The sequence below is a fragment of the Caballeronia eucalypticola genome, from assembly GCF_047608185.1.
In the GTDB taxonomy this organism is placed as follows: Bacteria; Pseudomonadota; Gammaproteobacteria; order Burkholderiales; family Burkholderiaceae; genus Caballeronia.
In genome coordinates this window covers 348,617-363,566 of sequence record NZ_JBLKRU010000002.1, presented here as the reverse complement: position 1 = coordinate 363,566, position 14,950 = coordinate 348,617, and the positions used below count along the sequence as shown (strand labels likewise).

Here is a 14,950-nt window from a genome sequence, read left to right as displayed (position 1 = left end):
AAAGGCGCAGCAACCTGCCTGCGCCTTGTTTCACATCGTTTCAATCGGCCGTATAAACGCCTCAGTGCAAGGTCGGGCCAGCGTCCTTGCCTGGCTCTTCGTCGTCCTCGTCGAGGACTTCAAGACCGTCGAGGCCATGCGCGTGCTGATGTTCCTTTTCATCCTCGGTGGCTTCGCGGACTTCCTGCACGTTCAGCGCGAAACGCAGCGCCATGCCCGCTAGCGGATGATTGCCGTCGAGCACGACTTTATCTTCCGCCACGTCGGTGACCGTGTAGATCAGCGAATCGAGTTCGTCCTCGCCGTCTTCCGGGGTGCCTTCAAACTGCATGCCGACTTCGAGCGGTTCCGGAAACCGGCCGCGCGCCTCGACTTTCACGAGATCGGGATCGTACTCACCGAACGCATCCTGCGGTTCGAGCTGCAACTGGGTCTGATAGCCGGCTTCCTGACCGTCGAGTGCTTCCTCGATCTTGGGGAACGTGCCATCATAGCCGCCGTGCAGATAGACCATCGGCTCGTCGCTTTCCTCGATCAGATTGCCATGAGCGTCCGAGAGCTTATAGGCTACTGATACGACGGTGTCTTTTGCGATTTTCATTGGATTCTCCAAGATACAAGCCTCAATTATACGATGCCAGCGCGGTCCCCTAACGTTCCCTCAAGTCCCTTCGCGGTGCCGCTTCCCGACGAACCTTCCACCCTGCTCGGTAACCTCACGCCTGCGCAATTCATGCGCCGGTACTGGCAGAAAAAACCGCTCCTGATCCGTCAGGCGATTCCTGACATTCAAGCACCGCTATCGCGCGACGAACTGTTCGAACTCGCCGATAGCGAAGACGCGGAATCGCGCCTCATCACGCATTTTCGCAAGTCCTGGGCAATGGAGCACGGCCCTTTTGCGCCCGATGAATTGCCATCTGTGAAAAAGCGTGACTGGACATTACTTGTGCAAGGGGTGAACCTGCACGACGACCGTGCCCGCGCGCTGCTCGACCGCTTCCGTTTTATCCCCGACGCCCGCGTCGACGACCTCATGATTTCGTACGCCACCGACGGCGGCGGCGTGGGCGCGCACTTCGATTCCTACGACGTCTTTCTGCTGCAAGTTCACGGTAAACGGCGCTGGCGCTTTGGCGCGCAGCGCGATCTCTCGCTAAAAGAGGGGTTGCCGTTGAAAGTTTTACAGCACTTCGAAGCGGATGAAGAATGGGTACTGGAACCGGGCGACATGCTTTACTTGCCGCCTCACATCGCCCATGAGGGCGTGGCTGAAGGCGAGTGCATGACCGCCTCCATCGGCTTCAGGGCGCCTTCTGCAAGCGAACTGTCAGGCCAGTTCCTGTATCACCTTGCTGAGCGCCTGGACGACGCCCGCAGCGCTGGCAACACGGGCAGCAAGGATAGCGCTCAACACTATCGCGACCCGGCCCAGCCGGCGGTAAGCCACCCGGCGCAACTGCCTCAACTCATGATCGACCGGGTTGGCGCGATCCTTGCAAACATTGAATGGGATGAGAAGGACGTTGCTTCATTTCTCGGCACATATCTGAGCGAACCGAAGCCGAATGTTGTATTCGATCCGCCGCGACGCCCTTTGAATGAGAACCGGTTTATCGAGCGCGTGAAACAATCCGGTTTGAAACTCGATAAAAAAACCGTGTTGCTTTATGACAAGCACGCTTATTTTATGAATGGCGAGCAGGATTTAATGGCGGGAAAGCTGAAAAAATGGCTCCCCGAACTCGCCGACAAACGCTATTTGGAGGGGAAACGCTTTGTAACACTCTCAGGCGATTCGTCAATGACAGTGCTACTGCACGAGTGGTATTGTGCGGGCTGGATACAAGTTGACGCAAACGCCTAGTGTTTGGCCTATCTTGCTGTTCCGCGGGTTGAAATGTATGAGAAAGACAACGTATTGTCCCCTGATTTATCGACGGTCGATACGAAAGTGCATATAATTTCCGCCCAAGCCGTAGGAAGTCTCACAGACATACATAATGTGAGTCCACAACGGCCCGGGTCGGTGTTGGAGCACACATTACCGGTACTTTGCGCTGTTGCTTACCTTTAACCATAAAAGGACGTGATCATGAAGAAATCTCTCCTCGTAGCATCCCTGTTGGCTGCTGTTGCTCTTGCTGCATGCAACAAGTCTAGCGATACGGCTGCTCCGGGCGCTGCTAGCGATACCTCGGCTGCTTCGGCACCTGCTGCTGCTGCTTCGGATTCTGCAGCTTCGGCTAGCGACGCAGCTTCGAGCGCTACGGCTGCTGCAAGCGACGCAACTGCGGCTGCTGCATCGGCAACCGACGCAGCATCTGCAGCTGCTCCTGCTTCGGGCGCAAGCCAGTAAGCACCTAGTCAGGGGCCTAGTTTTTCGCTCTTTTAGCTGTTTCATCTAGCTGAAAACGAAGCCTCCGCAATAAGCCTCGCAGAGTTTCATTCTGGGAGGCTTATGAAAAAACCGGCCCTCGGGCCGGTTTTTTTACGTCTGCTGGTTTCGGGTGTAAAGCTCGAATGCCACTATGTGGCGATATGAAGCGATATGCTGCAGCGCTTATACGGAACCGCAGCGCGGTTTCATAGCTTTCATAGCGACAGCCAGTCGAATCCATCGGCTTGTGTAGCCACTACAACATCGGCCGGCGTACCACCCAACACGGCGGCGAGCGCCGCCTGGGCCAGTTCAGGCAAGTTGTTTTCCCGGCTTAGATGAGCGGCCACCAGATGCCGTAGCTTCGATCGATCGAGCGCTGCGAGAATTCCTGCTGCAGCGTCGTTGTTCAGGTGTCCATGCATTCCGCCAATACGCGCCTTGAGCGACGCCGGATAGCGGCTCGTAGCGAGCATCCCGACATCGTGATTCGACTCGAGCACCAACGCATCGCAACCACTCAGTACATTCGTGATGTGGGCTGTAGCGCCCCCGACATCCGTCAGGACCCCCAAACGGCTCACGCCGTCCGAGAACACGTACTGGAGGGGCTCGCGCGCGTCGTGGGGCACAGTGTAGGGAAGCACTTCCAAGTCCCCCACCATCACGCTCTCGTCGCCCCACAGCACGCGTAGATCGACCGGCGCGTCATCGGCACCCACTGCGTGCGCCGTGCCCCAGCTCATGTGCAACGGAATGGAGAATTTGCGCGCCAGAGTCAGCGCGCCACCAATGTGATCCGCATGTTCATGCGTGATAAGAATGGCGTCGATCTGGTCTGCCCGCACGTCGAGCCGCGCGAGGCGCCGCTCGACCTCTTTCGCAGAAAAACCGCAATCCAGCAGCACGCGCGTGGTGGTCGTGCCGCTGACCGACTCGACCAGCAACGCATTGCCTTCGCTGCCGCTGCCGAGACTGGCAAAACGCATGGGCAAAAACCTAGTTCAACTGCGCGTGCAACAACGCGACGATCCGTTGTGCGTCGGTGGATGTATCCACCTGCCCGTTGGCATCGACGACGGCAATTTCAGTCATTGCGTCAGCCTTCGGACGCACGTTGACCATGAACTCGCGCCCGGGCTTGGGTGTGCCGCCACCGAAGAACTTGCCGAGCAAACCTTCTTTCTTCAACTCCTGCATGGAGTCCGAGAAGCGCACGTAGTACAGCCCCTTCGCACGATCGCGGTTGTCGACAGTGAAGTTGGTCCGGTCGAGCGCAAGACCTACACGCAGCCAGGCACTATCGAACGGCTCGGAAAGATCGAGCGTGGACGGACCACCTGTCGGATCCACCGAGGCCGTCGCGCTTGCCGGGCGTGCATCGGTGAGCAACTGCTTGGCCTGTGCGTCGGTGAGACCAAACTTCTCCATCAGCTTCGCGAGGAATGCGGCTTCAAGCGCAGGGTTGCGCGGCCGTTCAACCCATTTCGATGACGTCTTGTCCTGGCCCGTCAGCACTTCTTCCATCGCGCTGTGGCTGATGGAAATGTCCGTAGAACCGCTTGCGCCGCGCTCGACCAGCGTACGGAACTGATCGCGCGTACCCGATGAATACGCAAAGTCGACCAGCTTCCCAATGCTCTTCCTGAACCAGTCGTTCGGAATGTTCGCGCGATTTTCAGCCCAGTCGGTCTGCATGATGCCGGTAGACGCGGCATCGGTCTTGAGCGTGAAACCGTTCTCTTCCCAGAACTCCTGCAACTGCGGCCAGAGTTGGTCGGGGGAACGGCCATCGACGACGAGCCAGCGGCGATCGCCGTCACGCTCCACGTGCATGCCGAACGGGTCTTGCGGATTCGGCACGCCCACGGTTGCATTGCCTGCGGGTGTAAGCGCACGGGGCGCGGCACCGCCAAGCGTATTCAGCTTGGGCGGTGCGGCATAACGCTGGCTGATATCCGCCGTGGTCAGATCCGACGGCACGGTCAGCGTAGGCGCCGTTTCAGCACCCTTGTAATTGACCCGATCCGGCGCGAGCCAGTCGTTCAATGTGTCACAACCGGCAAGCGAGATCAGCGTGCCGATTCCAAGCGACAGCACGCTCAGGGTGCGAGCGTGATTGAATAAGGCAGAACGTTTCATGAGGTCCTTCGTGATGCTGAATGCGCGTTGCCTGGAAGCTAAGCCGGGAACGGGTCGATGAACGACGGGTTGATGACACTCGCTGGCTGGCCAAACGCTAATAAGGCCGAAACCACTGCATTGCAGCGGGACACACATTTAAATGCGTCCCGCCGCCGGCCGTCAGGCCAGAAGTCCTGTTTCGCGCAATGCGTCGCGCACGGCGTCGTGATAGCGCGCATCGAGCGGCGTCAGCGGCAGGCGAATTCCGCTTTCCATCCGCCCAAGCGCAGCAAGCGCCCACTTCGCGGGGATCGGGTTCGACTCGCAGAACATCTGCTTGTGCAGCGACAGCAAGCTCAGGTGAATCTTGCGCGCGGTGATCGCGTCGCCGGCAAGCGCGGCGCGGCAGAGTTCGCTCATTGCTTTCGGCGCGACGTTCGCGGTCACCGAAATATTGCCGTGGCCGCCGAGCAGCATCAACGCGATGGCGGTCGGATCGTCACCGCTGTAGATCGCGAAATGCGCCGGCGCGTACTTGATCAGGTTTGCCGCACGGTCGATATTGCCCGTTGCCTCTTTCACGCCCACGATCCCCGGAACCTCAGCGAGGCGCAGCACGGTATCGTGGTTCATGTCGGCAACGGTCCGGCCCGGAACGTTATACAGGATCACGGGCAGGTCGACGGATTCCGCGATTTTGCGGAAGTGCTGGTACATGCCTTCTTGCGTCGGCTTGTTGTAGTAAGGAACGACTTGGAGGGTGGCGTCGGCGCCGACTTCCTTCGCGGCTTTTGCAAGCTCGACCGCTTCGGAGGTGGAGTTGCCGCCCGCGCCGGCGATGATCGGAAAACGCTTGGCCGTATGTTCGACGGCCGTTTTCACCATCAGGATGTGTTCGTCCACTGAGAGCGTAGCCGATTCACCGCTGGTGCCGACCACGACGAGGCCGTTCGAGCCCTCTTGCGCATGCCAGTCGATCAGTTTTCGAAACGCCGGCAGATCGAGACTACCGTCCTCTTGCATCGGGGTGACGATGGCAGGAATGCTGCCGCGGATCTGGATGCCGCCGTGTGTTCCGTTTGTCATGAAACGCTATGAAATTGGTCGGTAAACCGCGATTGTAGCGGATTAGCCCTGCAGTACGTAACGAACGGGATCTGACCCATTGTTACGTTCCGTAAGGCCTGTTGGCATGGGCCGCAGCGAAGCGGCGGCGACAATGCGCTGCACGCAGGATGCACGCGGCACGTTGATAAATCCATCCTGATAAGCGATGACCCGCAAGCGGCCCCGCACGGCGTCGAGCAGTTCGCCGGGATTGAGCAGGAAGTCCGGGCTCGATGGCTTGCCAAATCCGACCCGCTCGTTGCCCGCGGCGAAGGTTTCGTAGAGCAGCACGCCGCCTGGCGCGAGGGCATCGAATAGAAACGGGAACAGCGGCCGATGGAGATAATTCGTCACCACGACCGCAGCAAATTTCTCGTCGTCCCGCAGCGGCCAGCTTGCATTTTCCAGATCGACGCAACGGGTCGTCACATGCTCCACGCCAGCGAGGTTCGCCAAGGCGGTTTCATCGCGATCGAGCGCCAGCACCGGATGCCCGCGCAACGCGAAATAGCGCGCATGACGGCCGTTGCCCGACGCGACGTCAAGCACCGCGCCGCCCTGCTCCACCAGATGCGACCACTGCTCAATCCACGCACTGGCGGCGGTGGGCGGCGTGGGCGACTTTTCTTGCGCTGACGTTGCGGGCATTGCGGTCATCAGTTATACGAGAGGCCCATCGCGTCGCGGACATCGCGCATGGTCTCTACCGCGAACTTGCGCGCCTTGTCGCAACCGTCCGCCGCGATCGCGCGTAACAGTGACGGATCGTCCATGTATTTCTGCGCGCGTTCCAGCATGGGTTGCTGCTCGCGCAAAATGCCTTCGATCACGGGTTGTTTGCATTCGAGGCAGCCAATGCCCGCGCTGCGGCAGTTCGTCTGCACCCACTTGTGCGTGGTTTCATCGGTATAGACCTGATGCAGTTGCCACACCGGGCACTTGTCCGGATCGCCTGGATCGGTGCGGCGAACCCGCGCCGGATCGGTCGGCATGGTGCGCACTTTCTTCGTGATGGTCTCGGCGTCTTCGCGCAAGCCGATGGTATTGCCATACGACTTCGACATCTTCGCGCCATCGAGTCCCGGCATCCGCGACGCTTCGGTCAGCAGCGCCTGCGGCTCGACCAGAATGATCTTGCGCGCGCCTTCCAAGTATCCGAACAGCCGTTCGCGATCATTCATGGAGAGGCTCTGCGATTCCTGCAGCATCGCGCGCGCTTTTTCGAGCGCTTCGTCGTCGCCTTCCTGCTGATACGCGACTCGCAACTCGTGATAAAGCTTTGCGCGCTTGCCGCCGAGTTTCTTCGCGGCATCGAGCGCCTTCTCTTCGAAATCCGCCTCGCGCCCGTACAGATAATTGAAGCGCCGTGCGATCTCGCGCGTCATTTCCACATGCGGCACCTGGTCCTCGCCGACCGGCACGAGCGAGCCGCGGTACAGCAGGATGTCGGCAGCCATCAGCACCGGATAACCCAAAAACCCGTAGGTGGTCAGGTCCTTTTCCTTCAGCTTCTCAATCTGCTCTTTATAGGTCGGCACGCGTTCGAGCCAGCCAAGCGGCGTGCTCATGCCGAGCAGCAGCGCAAGCTCGGCATGCTCTGGCACGCGGCTCTGGATAAAGAGCGTGGCCTGTGCCGGATCGATGCCCGACGCGAGCCAGTCGATCAGCACTTCCCACACGTTCTTCTCGATAACTTCGGGCGTTTCGTAGTGGGTCGTAAGCGCGTGCCAGTCGACGACCGCAAAAAAGCACGGGTACTCGGACTGCAGCCGCACCCAGTTCTTGAGCACGCCGTGATAGTGGCCTAGATGCAGCGAGCCGGTCGGCCGCATGCCTGAGAAGATACGGTCAGGGAACATGGATTTATTGTAAAAGCGAGGCAAGGGGATTCAGGACGGCCGACACCGCGACATACCCGGCGCTCACCAGCGGCCCGAGCCAAAAACGCGTCAAAGTGCCGGTCATGACGAGTGCCATCACGATGAAAAAACCATAAGGCTCGAGGCGCGACAACATGATCGATGCACGTACGGGCAGCAGCGCCATGAGCACGCGTCCACCATCGAGCGGCGGCAACGGAAACAGGTTGAGCACGCCGAGTACGAGGTTCACGCCAACGCCGGCCGCGGCCATGCGCGTAAAAAACGGTTCGCTGACGTTAAACGACCCGAGCAGCACCGCGATCACACCCCAGATCAGCGTCTGGACGAAGTTGCTCGCGGGGCCCGCCGCCGCCACCCACAAGCTGCCCCAACGCGGATTACGCAGGTTCCCGAATGCCACCGGCACCGGCTTCGCGTAGCCGAACATGAAGGCGCCACTTGTGACGAAATAGAGGATCAGCGGAATAGCCAGCGTGCCGACGGGATCGATGTGGCGCATTGGGTTGAGCGACACGCGACCGAGCACGTAGGCCGTGTTGTCACCCAGCAAACGGGCCGCATAACCATGAGCGGCCTCATGCAGCGTGATCGCGAAGATCACGGGGAGCGCGTAGACCGCGATGGTTTGTATCAGGGAGGAATCCATAGCTCGCTATTGTATCAAGCAGTTGTGGCGCCACTCGTTGGCGGACGGTTTGGCGTTCGCCCAGGGCGATGGGGCGCGAGCGTCGAAGCAGTGTGTCGCGCCCGGGCTATTCGCCCGAACGCAGCGTCACTGCGTATTGTGTCATCGTGCGGGGTTTTCAGGCATTTTCAGCGGTAATACCGAATGGTTCCAGACTGCCCAGACCGGGGCGCACCAACACAGGTTCGCTGCCGGTCAGGTCGATCACCGTGGACGGTTCCATCGGGCATGCGCCCGCGTCGATGACCAGATCGATCTGTTTTTCCAGCCGCTCGCGAATCTCTTCGGCGTCATTGAGTGGATGGGTGTCGGGCGGCAGGATCAATGTCGAACCGAGCAGCGGCTGACCGAGCGCTTCGAGCAATGCGAGCGTGATGGCGTGATTCGGCACGCGCAGGCCGATCGTCTTTCGCGACGGGTGCGACAGGCGCCGCGGCACTTCCTTCGTCGCCTGGAGCACAAACACGTAAGGACCGGGCGTAACCGATTTAATCAGACGATAATTCCGGTTATCGACGATCGCAAAATTCGACAATTCCGATAAATCGCGCACGAGCAGCGAGAGCAGTTGTTTCTCATCGAGTCCGCGAATCCGGCGGATCCGTTCAACGGCGTCTTTATCGTCGAGATGGCACGCGAGCGCGTAGCTTGAATCGGTCGGCAACGCGACGATGCCACCATCGTTGATGATCTGTACCGCCTGGTTGATCAGGCGCGGCTGCGGATTGTCAGGATGAATTCGAAAGAATTGAGACATGACCAGATAGACGTAAGTGGGTTGTCCGGAAGCTTGCTGTCAACCGTCGCCGACACGCTCGACGCACGCGTTGCGTTTTTTGTATTTTTTCGCACTGGGATAAGAGCGCTGAACGGCTCCGTGCGAACACGCGAGAATACCCGCAAATGCAGGCAGTTGCGCGACAAACAGAAGTTGTTGGATGCAAAGATCGGGCGCAGCGCTTGCAGGATCAAACGGGGATCAAGCGAGGTTCAAAGCGCGGCCCAACCATGAGCCGACGCTGTAAAGCGTCAAACCAGGCATTCCCACACCGGCTTGAGATCGGCGGGAAGTTGCGGCAACTGTCCGAGGTCGATACGTCCCTCGCCTGCCGCATGAAAATCTGAGCCGCGCGACGCAAGAAAGCCGTATCGCCGCGCAACTTCCGCATATTCGCGATACTGGTCCGGCGTGTGGCTGCCGGTCACGACTTCAATGGCCCGGCCGCCGAGCTGGATGAATTCATCGAATAACGCGGCGAATTCGACCGGCGAGAAATCGTAACGCCCGGGATGCGCGATCACCGCCTCGCCGCCCGCCGCCTTGATCCATTTCACGGCGTCGGCCAGTTTCGACCAGCGATGGCCGACGAAACCCGGCTTGCCGTCGCCGAGATATTTCGAGAACACATCCGAGGTGGATTCCGCGTAACCCTTTTCCACCAGATACCGTGCGAAATGGGTGCGCGAGATCATGGCCGGGTCGTTCACATAGTGCAGCGCGCCCTCATAGGCGCCCGGGATACCAATGCTGGCCAACGCCTCGCCTATGGCTTCACCGCGTGCCTGACGGCCGCTGCGTGTGGCTGCGAGGCCGTCGATCAAACCCTGATTGTCCGCATCCACATTCAGCCCGACGATATGCACCGTCCGCCCCGCCCATGTCACCGAAATCTCCACCCCGCCCAGATACGCCATGCCGAGCGCCTGAGCGGCTTCGCGCGCCTCGCGCTGGCCGCCAAGCTGGTCGTGGTCGGTGAGCGACCACAGCGTCACGCCGCCCGCGTGAGCGCGCGCGGCGACCTCGGCCGGAGAAAGCTGGCCGTCGGAAACAGTGGAATGGCAATGCAGATCGGCGTTCATCATGGAAGCTCTGGTAATTAGCAACCATTCTACTGCAACGCGTCAAATGGGTTCTAGCGCTTGACCGATCGTTCGATTACCCGATCCAACCCCGCCTGGGCTCACGCGCAAAACGTCTCGATCAGGGCCGCCACCCGCTCCGGCTGATCGTGATGAAGCATATGGCCGGCGTTATCGACGATCTCCTCGCGCCAATCGCTGAACGCCTTGAAACGCTGCTTGAATTCATCGATAGGAACATCGCCGGCGATCATCGCGAGCGTCGGAGAAGCGAGCGCTTCGACGTGCAGAACCTTCGCCCGTACCTGCGACCAGACGGCCATCACCTCGTCCAGCCGATACAGCAACGGCCCGCGCATTTTGTGCGCGGGGTCGGCGAGCAGATGGAAACGGCCGGTATCGTCGGGCCTGGCCCAGTGTTGAGCCAGGAAGCGTGCTTTCGCCAGCGGCAGGCGCGCATTCGTGCGGATTAGCCGCTGGGCGACGTCATCGAGCGTGGCGTACGTGTTGAGCGTCGGCAACGCGCGCAAATCATCCAGCCATTGACCGAGGCGCGCGGGCGACCGCTCCGCTCGGGCGGCTGCCATGCCGAAGCCCTCGAGATCGACCACGCGCCGCACCCGCTCGGGCCGCACGCCTGCGTAGAGGCAAACAACGTTCGCGCCCATGCTATGGCCCACCAGGTTCACCGGTTCTCCACGCTGCGACACAGGCGCGTAGTGGTCGAGGAGCGCGTCCAGATCCGCCAAATAGTCCTGAAACCAGTAATGGCCGCTCTTTCCCTGCGCGACCGGCCAGTCCGAAAGCCCAAAACCACGTGCATCGGGCGCGATCACCTGCCATTCGCCAGCGAGGGCATCGACGACAAATTGAAACGACGCCGAGATATCCATCCAGCCATGCAGCATGAACAAGGCGGGCGCGTCGGGAGAGCCCCATCTGCGTACGTGAATTCGCGTGCCGCGCGTGGTGACGAATTCGGAGACGGGCGTTTTTAAAATGGTCATTGGGGAGTCGCGGAAGCTTCCGTGGAATCGATGTCGTCCAGACCCGCCAGCGCGCGCAATTCGGCTTCGTCGAAACCGGCTTCGCGCCGTGCTTCGAAGTTGAACGGGCCGCGGAGTTTGGGCGCGTGATATTGCTCGGCAACTTGCGCGTAAGTGCTATGCGGATCGGCGCCGGACTCGCTGCACAAGTGCCGGAACCAGTGATTTCCGATCAGCACGTGGCCGATTTCATCGTGGAGAATCACATCGAGAATGGCCGCCGATGCATGGTCGCCCGCTTGAGCCAAGCGCCGGCGAATCGGCGGCGAAGCGTCCAGCCCGCGTGCCTCCAGCGTGCGCGGCACGAGCGCCATGCGGGCGAGCACGTCGCCACGCGTGCGCTCCGCCATTTCCCACAGGCCATCGTGCGCGGGAAAATCGCCGTATTGATGGCCGAATTCGGCCAAGCGCGCGCTCAGCAACGAAAAATGACGCGATTCCTCGGCAGCGACCTTGAACCAGTCGCGATAAAACGCGTCCGGCATTGAAGGGAAACGCCAGACGGCATCGAGCGCGAGATTGATCGCGTTAAACTCGATATGCGCCAGCGCGTGCAGCAACACCGCACGCCCGGCGTCCGACTGCATGCTGCGCCGTTTCAACGATGATGGCGCGACCAGTTCCGGCGCGGCTGGCCGGCCTGGAAGATCAAGCGGATCAGGAAGGTGGGCAGTGGCGTCGAGCGTGGTTTCGTCCGCCAACAATCGCTCGTAGAAACGCTGGGCAGCGTTCGCCTTGGTGGCGGGATCGCGTTCCCTGAGCAACGCTAGTGCAGTCGGCCGGACACTGGTGAACGCAGAATAATCGAGCTGTTCGGACATGATTGCGAGTGCTTTTGGATATTTGTGCGGCGCTTTTGAACGGTGGCGGTTGGTCGGTAGCACCGCCCGGGGCGTCGCTGCCCGATGGGCTGGTTCAAAGTCCGTGGATCCGGGACATAAAAGCGCCATAAAAACCGGGCCGCGCGTCGCATTGGCGCAACCGGCTAAAATAGCACTTTCCGCGGAAGATTTTTGGCTTGAGGCGTGCCGGGGCCGCAGTCTATAGCATCGACGATACCGGCCTGGAATCGCTTGAGATTTGAGAATCACACTCGATTTCAACCAATTTTCATCCAATTGTACCGGTCACGCCCGCGCTTTCAGGTCTGTCCGCCAATCCGCGCTCATGGCTCGCATCAAGCCCTCACAGGAGACAAAGTGGCAATCTATAAGCTCGGCGATGCCGCCCCGACTATCCACGAAAGCGTCTTTGTCGCCGATACGGCGACCATCATCGGCCGTGTGACGCTGGAAGAAAACTCAAGCGTGTGGTTCGGCGCCGCGCTGCGCGGCGACAACGAGCCCATCGTGCTCGGGAAAGGCAGCAACATCCAGGAAGGCGCGGTGCTTCATACCGACCCGGGCTTTCCGCTGACGATTGAAGCCAACGTGACCATCGGCCATCAAGCCATGCTGCACGGTTGCACGATCAAGGAAGGCGCGCTGGTCGGAATTCAGGCCGTGGTCTTGAATGGCGCGGTAATCGGCCGCAACTGTCTGGTTGGCGCGGGCGCTGTGGTGACCGAAGGAAAGACCTTCCCCGACAATACCCTGATCCTCGGCGCACCCGCGAAAGCCGTGCGCGAGCTCACGGAAGCAGATATTGCCCAGATGCAGGCCGGGACGCGTGGTTACGCGGACCGTCGCGAATTTTACAAGGCGCAACTCGTGCGGATCGGCTGAACGCCGGTCGACACGCATTACGCCGTCGATCAAAGGACCCAAGCGTGGTTAACGACCAGCTTCAAAAATTCATGTTCAACGCGGCGCCCGTGCGCGGCGAAATCGTCTCGCTACGCGACACCTGGCAGGAGGTGCTCACGCGCCGCTCGTACCCCACGCCCGTGCAAAACGTGCTCGGCGAAATGATGGCTGCGTGCGCCCTGCTGTCGGCGAATCTCAAGTTCGATGGCACGCTCATCATGCAGATCTACGGCGACGGGCCAGTGACCATGCTTGTCGTCCAATGCAATTCGGACTTGTCGCTGCGGGCAACCGCGAAATTGGCTGAATCCATTGAAGGCGCGAGCGAAGCACCCGTGCCAATCACGGATGACATGACGCTCCCCGATCTGCTCAACCGCAACGGCCAGGGCCGCTGCGTGATCACGCTCGATCCGCGCGACAAGAAGCCCGGGCAGCAGGCTTATCAGGGCATCGTGCCATTGAGCGGTGAGCATGGACCGCTGGCATCGATGGCAGAAGTGCTCGAACACTACATGCATCACTCGGAGCAGCTCGACACGCGCATGTGGCTTGCCGCGAACACCGAGCGCGCCGTGGGCATGCTGCTGCAAAAGCTTCCCGGCGATGGCGGTATCGTTCCGCATCCGGGTGAACACGACGCCGATACATGGCAGCGCGTTTGTCACCTCGGCGGCACGCTGTCGAACGAAGAGTTGCTGAAAGAAGAACCGGAAGTGGTGTTCAAGCGGCTCTTCTGGCAGGAAAACGTGCAGCATTTCGAGCCGGCGCAAGCGCGTTTCGAATGCACCTGTTCGCGCGAAAAGGTAGGCGGGATGCTCAAGATGCTCGGCCGCGGCGAAGTGGACAGCGTGATCGAAGAACGCGGCAACGTGGAAGTGCACTGCGAATTCTGCAACCAGCGCTACGAGTTCGATCCGGTGGACGTGGCGCAACTTTTTGTGGCCGCTGAAATCTCACTAGGCGTGAGCCCGGCACCGGATCAGCGGCACTGAATTCGCCCCGTCTCGCTGGCTCTGTAACAAGACGTCGCAGTATCGATGTTTGCCGTCCCGCCGCGTGGCATGATCCGTTTCCGCCTAGTGTCCGGCCCGCTGGAGGTCGAAATGAAACCGTTGCCATGTGTATTGACGAAACTGACTGCAGCGCTGTCCGGCGCAGCGTTGCTCGCGCTCGGCGGCTGCATGATGGATCCGCCGGGGCCCTCGCCCATTTATAGCCGCTTGCCGGCTGCGCAGAACCAGGCGGCGCAGCCGCTTTCACCGGCCGAGCAACAGCGCTACAACCAGATTGACCGGCAAGTGCTGGCCGAACAACAGCAAGCAATGACTGCCGAAGCCGCCGCGCAGGCTTATTCGCGGTACTATCGCGTGCCCGTCACGGTGTACGGGGGCTATTCGAGCGGCGGCTGGGGTAACCGGTGGGGAACAGGTTTCGGCTATGGATACCCGGGATATTATTGGTAGGACCTTGGAGATGTCCTGAGACGTCCCAAGAAAAAAGCTGTTTCAACTCACGTTGAAACAGCTTTTTTTGCGTCCGGTGCTTCGATTGACGCGCGACGCGCTAACCCGCCGGCTTCTTCTTCGCCGCGTCCATCTTGTCCTTCGTCGCTTGCCGCTCGAATGCCCGGCGCTCTTCCTTCGAACGCGACACCGGATTAGGCACGACACGCAACGGCGCAGCGGACACTTGCCCGCGCGTGGAAGCACTTGATTGCGCGTTCACTGAGTTAGCAGGCGCCGGCGAATTCGGCGAGACGAATTGCACGAAGACCTCGCTGTCCTTCATCATGCCCATTTCGTAACGCGCGCGCTCTTCAACAGCCGATGTACCGTTCTGCAAGTCCGCTACTTCACCCTGCACGCGTTCATTGCGCAGTTTCAGGTCGGCGTTTTTCTTTGTCTGGTTGACGAGTTGCTGCTGCAGTTCGTGGACACGTAACCAACCGCCGTGTCCCCACCACAGTGGATACTGGATCATCGCCAGCAGCAGGATCAGAACAAAGGTGACAATCCGCATTTAAGAGGCGAGAAAAAACGCTAACACTTCGACTAGATTTGGCGCTGCCTCGCGTTCACGAGAATGCGAGGCAGCGGACTGGATAAATCAACGGCCGT

17 protein-coding genes are annotated in these 14,950 nt (G+C 60.2%); 5 read left to right on the top strand and 12 right to left on the bottom strand.

The genetic code is table 11. From position 1 onward, the window contains the following. Positions 1–61 precede the first annotated feature (61 nt). On the bottom strand, positions 62–601 hold the full coding sequence (locus ACMX25_RS03830; protein WP_031363930.1) for an FKBP-type peptidyl-prolyl cis-trans isomerase: 540 nt from the start codon (positions 599–601) through the stop codon (positions 62–64). A gap of 33 nt (positions 602–634) precedes the next feature. Between ACMX25_RS03830 and ACMX25_RS03825 the strand changes: the two genes are divergently transcribed. Both ACMX25_RS03825 and ACMX25_RS03820 read left to right on the top strand, forming a co-directional pair. Continuing rightward, positions 635–1,867, top strand: coding sequence for a JmjC domain-containing protein (locus tag ACMX25_RS03825; protein WP_414948206.1), 1,233 nt, complete (start codon positions 635–637; stop codon positions 1,865–1,867). A gap of 228 nt (positions 1,868–2,095) precedes the next feature. Beyond that, the gene (locus tag ACMX25_RS03820; RefSeq protein ID WP_414948205.1) at positions 2,096–2,359 is read left to right on the top strand and encodes a hypothetical protein; all 264 of its coding nucleotides are present in this window, start codon (positions 2,096–2,098) and stop codon (positions 2,357–2,359) included. Positions 2,360–2,595: 236 nt separating this feature from the next. Here the strand turns inward: ACMX25_RS03820 and ACMX25_RS03815 are convergent, their stop codons facing one another. The 10 genes from ACMX25_RS03815 to ACMX25_RS03770 all read right to left on the bottom strand — a co-directional run bounded on the left by ACMX25_RS03815 (position 2,596) and on the right by ACMX25_RS03770 (position 11,906). Next, positions 2,596–3,369 carry an MBL fold metallo-hydrolase gene (locus ACMX25_RS03815; protein WP_414948204.1) on the bottom strand — a complete coding sequence of 258 codons (774 nt, stop codon included), beginning with the start codon at positions 3,367–3,369 and terminating at the stop codon, positions 2,596–2,598. A gap of 10 nt (positions 3,370–3,379) precedes the next feature. Continuing rightward, positions 3,380–4,522, bottom strand: a complete 1,143-nt coding sequence (bamC, locus tag ACMX25_RS03810) for an outer membrane protein assembly factor BamC (RefSeq protein WP_414948203.1) — start codon at positions 4,520–4,522, stop codon at positions 3,380–3,382. 162 nt (positions 4,523–4,684) lie between these two features. After that, on the bottom strand, positions 4,685–5,590 hold the full coding sequence (gene dapA / locus ACMX25_RS03805) for a 4-hydroxy-tetrahydrodipicolinate synthase (protein WP_414948202.1): 906 nt from the start codon (positions 5,588–5,590) through the stop codon (positions 4,685–4,687). 42 nt (positions 5,591–5,632) lie between these two features. Further along, positions 5,633–6,259, bottom strand: coding sequence for a class I SAM-dependent methyltransferase (locus ACMX25_RS03800; protein ID WP_414948201.1), 627 nt, complete (start codon positions 6,257–6,259; stop codon positions 5,633–5,635). 8 nt (positions 6,260–6,267) lie between these two features. Further along, positions 6,268–7,470, bottom strand: a complete 1,203-nt coding sequence (locus ACMX25_RS03795; RefSeq protein ID WP_414948200.1) for a tryptophan--tRNA ligase — start codon at positions 7,468–7,470, stop codon at positions 6,268–6,270. Positions 7,471–7,474: 4 nt separating this feature from the next. After that, on the bottom strand, positions 7,475–8,140 hold the full coding sequence (locus ACMX25_RS03790) for a site-2 protease family protein (protein WP_414948199.1): 666 nt from the start codon (positions 8,138–8,140) through the stop codon (positions 7,475–7,477). Positions 8,141–8,297: 157 nt separating this feature from the next. After that, the gene (locus ACMX25_RS03785; RefSeq protein ID WP_414948198.1) at positions 8,298–8,936 is read right to left on the bottom strand and encodes an L-threonylcarbamoyladenylate synthase; all 639 of its coding nucleotides are present in this window, start codon (positions 8,934–8,936) and stop codon (positions 8,298–8,300) included. A gap of 272 nt (positions 8,937–9,208) precedes the next feature. Further along, complete coding sequence (locus tag ACMX25_RS03780) at positions 9,209–10,039, bottom strand: 3',5'-nucleoside bisphosphate phosphatase (RefSeq protein WP_414948309.1); 831 nt, start codon at positions 10,037–10,039, stop codon at positions 9,209–9,211. 101 nt (positions 10,040–10,140) lie between these two features. Then, entirely contained in the window at positions 10,141–11,046 is a 906-nt protein-coding gene (locus tag ACMX25_RS03775; protein ID WP_414948197.1) for an alpha/beta fold hydrolase, read from the bottom strand. Continuing rightward, entirely contained in the window at positions 11,043–11,906 is an 864-nt protein-coding gene (locus ACMX25_RS03770) for a ferritin-like domain-containing protein (RefSeq protein ID WP_414948196.1), read from the bottom strand. The genes ACMX25_RS03775 and ACMX25_RS03770 overlap by 4 nt, the downstream gene beginning before the upstream one ends. Before the next feature lie 378 nt (positions 11,907–12,284). Here ACMX25_RS03770 and ACMX25_RS03765 point away from each other — a divergent pair, with 378 nt between their 5' ends. The 3 genes from ACMX25_RS03765 (at position 12,285) to ACMX25_RS03755 (ending at position 14,296) form a co-directional block, all read left to right on the top strand. Further along, on the top strand, positions 12,285–12,809 hold the full coding sequence (locus ACMX25_RS03765) for a gamma carbonic anhydrase family protein (RefSeq protein ID WP_414948195.1): 525 nt from the start codon (positions 12,285–12,287) through the stop codon (positions 12,807–12,809). Positions 12,810–12,853: 44 nt separating this feature from the next. Then, positions 12,854–13,825 carry an Hsp33 family molecular chaperone HslO gene (gene hslO, locus ACMX25_RS03760; protein WP_414948194.1) on the top strand — a complete coding sequence of 324 codons (972 nt, stop codon included), beginning with the start codon at positions 12,854–12,856 and terminating at the stop codon, positions 13,823–13,825. A 111-nt stretch (positions 13,826–13,936) separates the two neighbouring features. After that, positions 13,937–14,296, top strand: a complete 360-nt coding sequence (locus tag ACMX25_RS03755; protein WP_414948193.1) for a hypothetical protein — start codon at positions 13,937–13,939, stop codon at positions 14,294–14,296. A gap of 100 nt (positions 14,297–14,396) precedes the next feature. Here the strand turns inward: ACMX25_RS03755 and ftsB are convergent, their stop codons facing one another. Continuing rightward, positions 14,397–14,852, bottom strand: coding sequence for a cell division protein FtsB (gene ftsB, locus ACMX25_RS03750; RefSeq protein ID WP_299707698.1), 456 nt, complete (start codon positions 14,850–14,852; stop codon positions 14,397–14,399). Positions 14,853–14,950: the final 98 nt, after the last annotated feature.

Excerpts from the sequence above, each read along its gene's own strand:
- ACMX25_RS03830 (WP_031363930.1), bottom strand. The coding sequence starts at position 601 with ATGAAAATCGCAAAAGACACCGTCGTATCAGTAGCCTATAAGCTCTCG.
- ACMX25_RS03825 (WP_414948206.1), top strand. The coding sequence starts at position 635 with ATGCCAGCGCGGTCCCCTAACGTTCCCTCAAGTCCCTTCGCGGTGCCG.
- ACMX25_RS03820 (WP_414948205.1), top strand. The coding sequence starts at position 2,096 with ATGAAGAAATCTCTCCTCGTAGCATCCCTGTTGGCTGCTGTTGCTCTT.
- ACMX25_RS03815 (WP_414948204.1), bottom strand. The coding sequence starts at position 3,369 with ATGCGTTTTGCCAGTCTCGGCAGCGGCAGCGAAGGCAATGCGTTGCTG.
- bamC (WP_414948203.1), bottom strand. The coding sequence starts at position 4,522 with ATGAAACGTTCTGCCTTATTCAATCACGCTCGCACCCTGAGCGTGCTG.
- dapA (WP_414948202.1), bottom strand. The coding sequence starts at position 5,590 with ATGACAAACGGAACACACGGCGGCATCCAGATCCGCGGCAGCATTCCT.
- ACMX25_RS03800 (WP_414948201.1), bottom strand. The coding sequence starts at position 6,259 with ATGCCCGCAACGTCAGCGCAAGAAAAGTCGCCCACGCCGCCCACCGCC.
- ACMX25_RS03795 (WP_414948200.1), bottom strand. The coding sequence starts at position 7,470 with ATGTTCCCTGACCGTATCTTCTCAGGCATGCGGCCGACCGGCTCGCTG.
- ACMX25_RS03790 (WP_414948199.1), bottom strand. The coding sequence starts at position 8,140 with ATGGATTCCTCCCTGATACAAACCATCGCGGTCTACGCGCTCCCCGTG.
- ACMX25_RS03785 (WP_414948198.1), bottom strand. The coding sequence starts at position 8,936 with ATGTCTCAATTCTTTCGAATTCATCCTGACAATCCGCAGCCGCGCCTG.
- ACMX25_RS03780 (WP_414948309.1), bottom strand. The coding sequence starts at position 10,039 with ATGAACGCCGATCTGCATTGCCATTCCACTGTTTCCGACGGCCAGCTT.
- ACMX25_RS03775 (WP_414948197.1), bottom strand. The coding sequence starts at position 11,046 with ATGACCATTTTAAAAACGCCCGTCTCCGAATTCGTCACCACGCGCGGC.
- ACMX25_RS03770 (WP_414948196.1), bottom strand. The coding sequence starts at position 11,906 with ATGTCCGAACAGCTCGATTATTCTGCGTTCACCAGTGTCCGGCCGACT.
- ACMX25_RS03755 (WP_414948193.1), top strand. The coding sequence starts at position 13,937 with ATGAAACCGTTGCCATGTGTATTGACGAAACTGACTGCAGCGCTGTCC.
- ftsB (WP_299707698.1), bottom strand. The coding sequence starts at position 14,852 with ATGCGGATTGTCACCTTTGTTCTGATCCTGCTGCTGGCGATGATCCAG.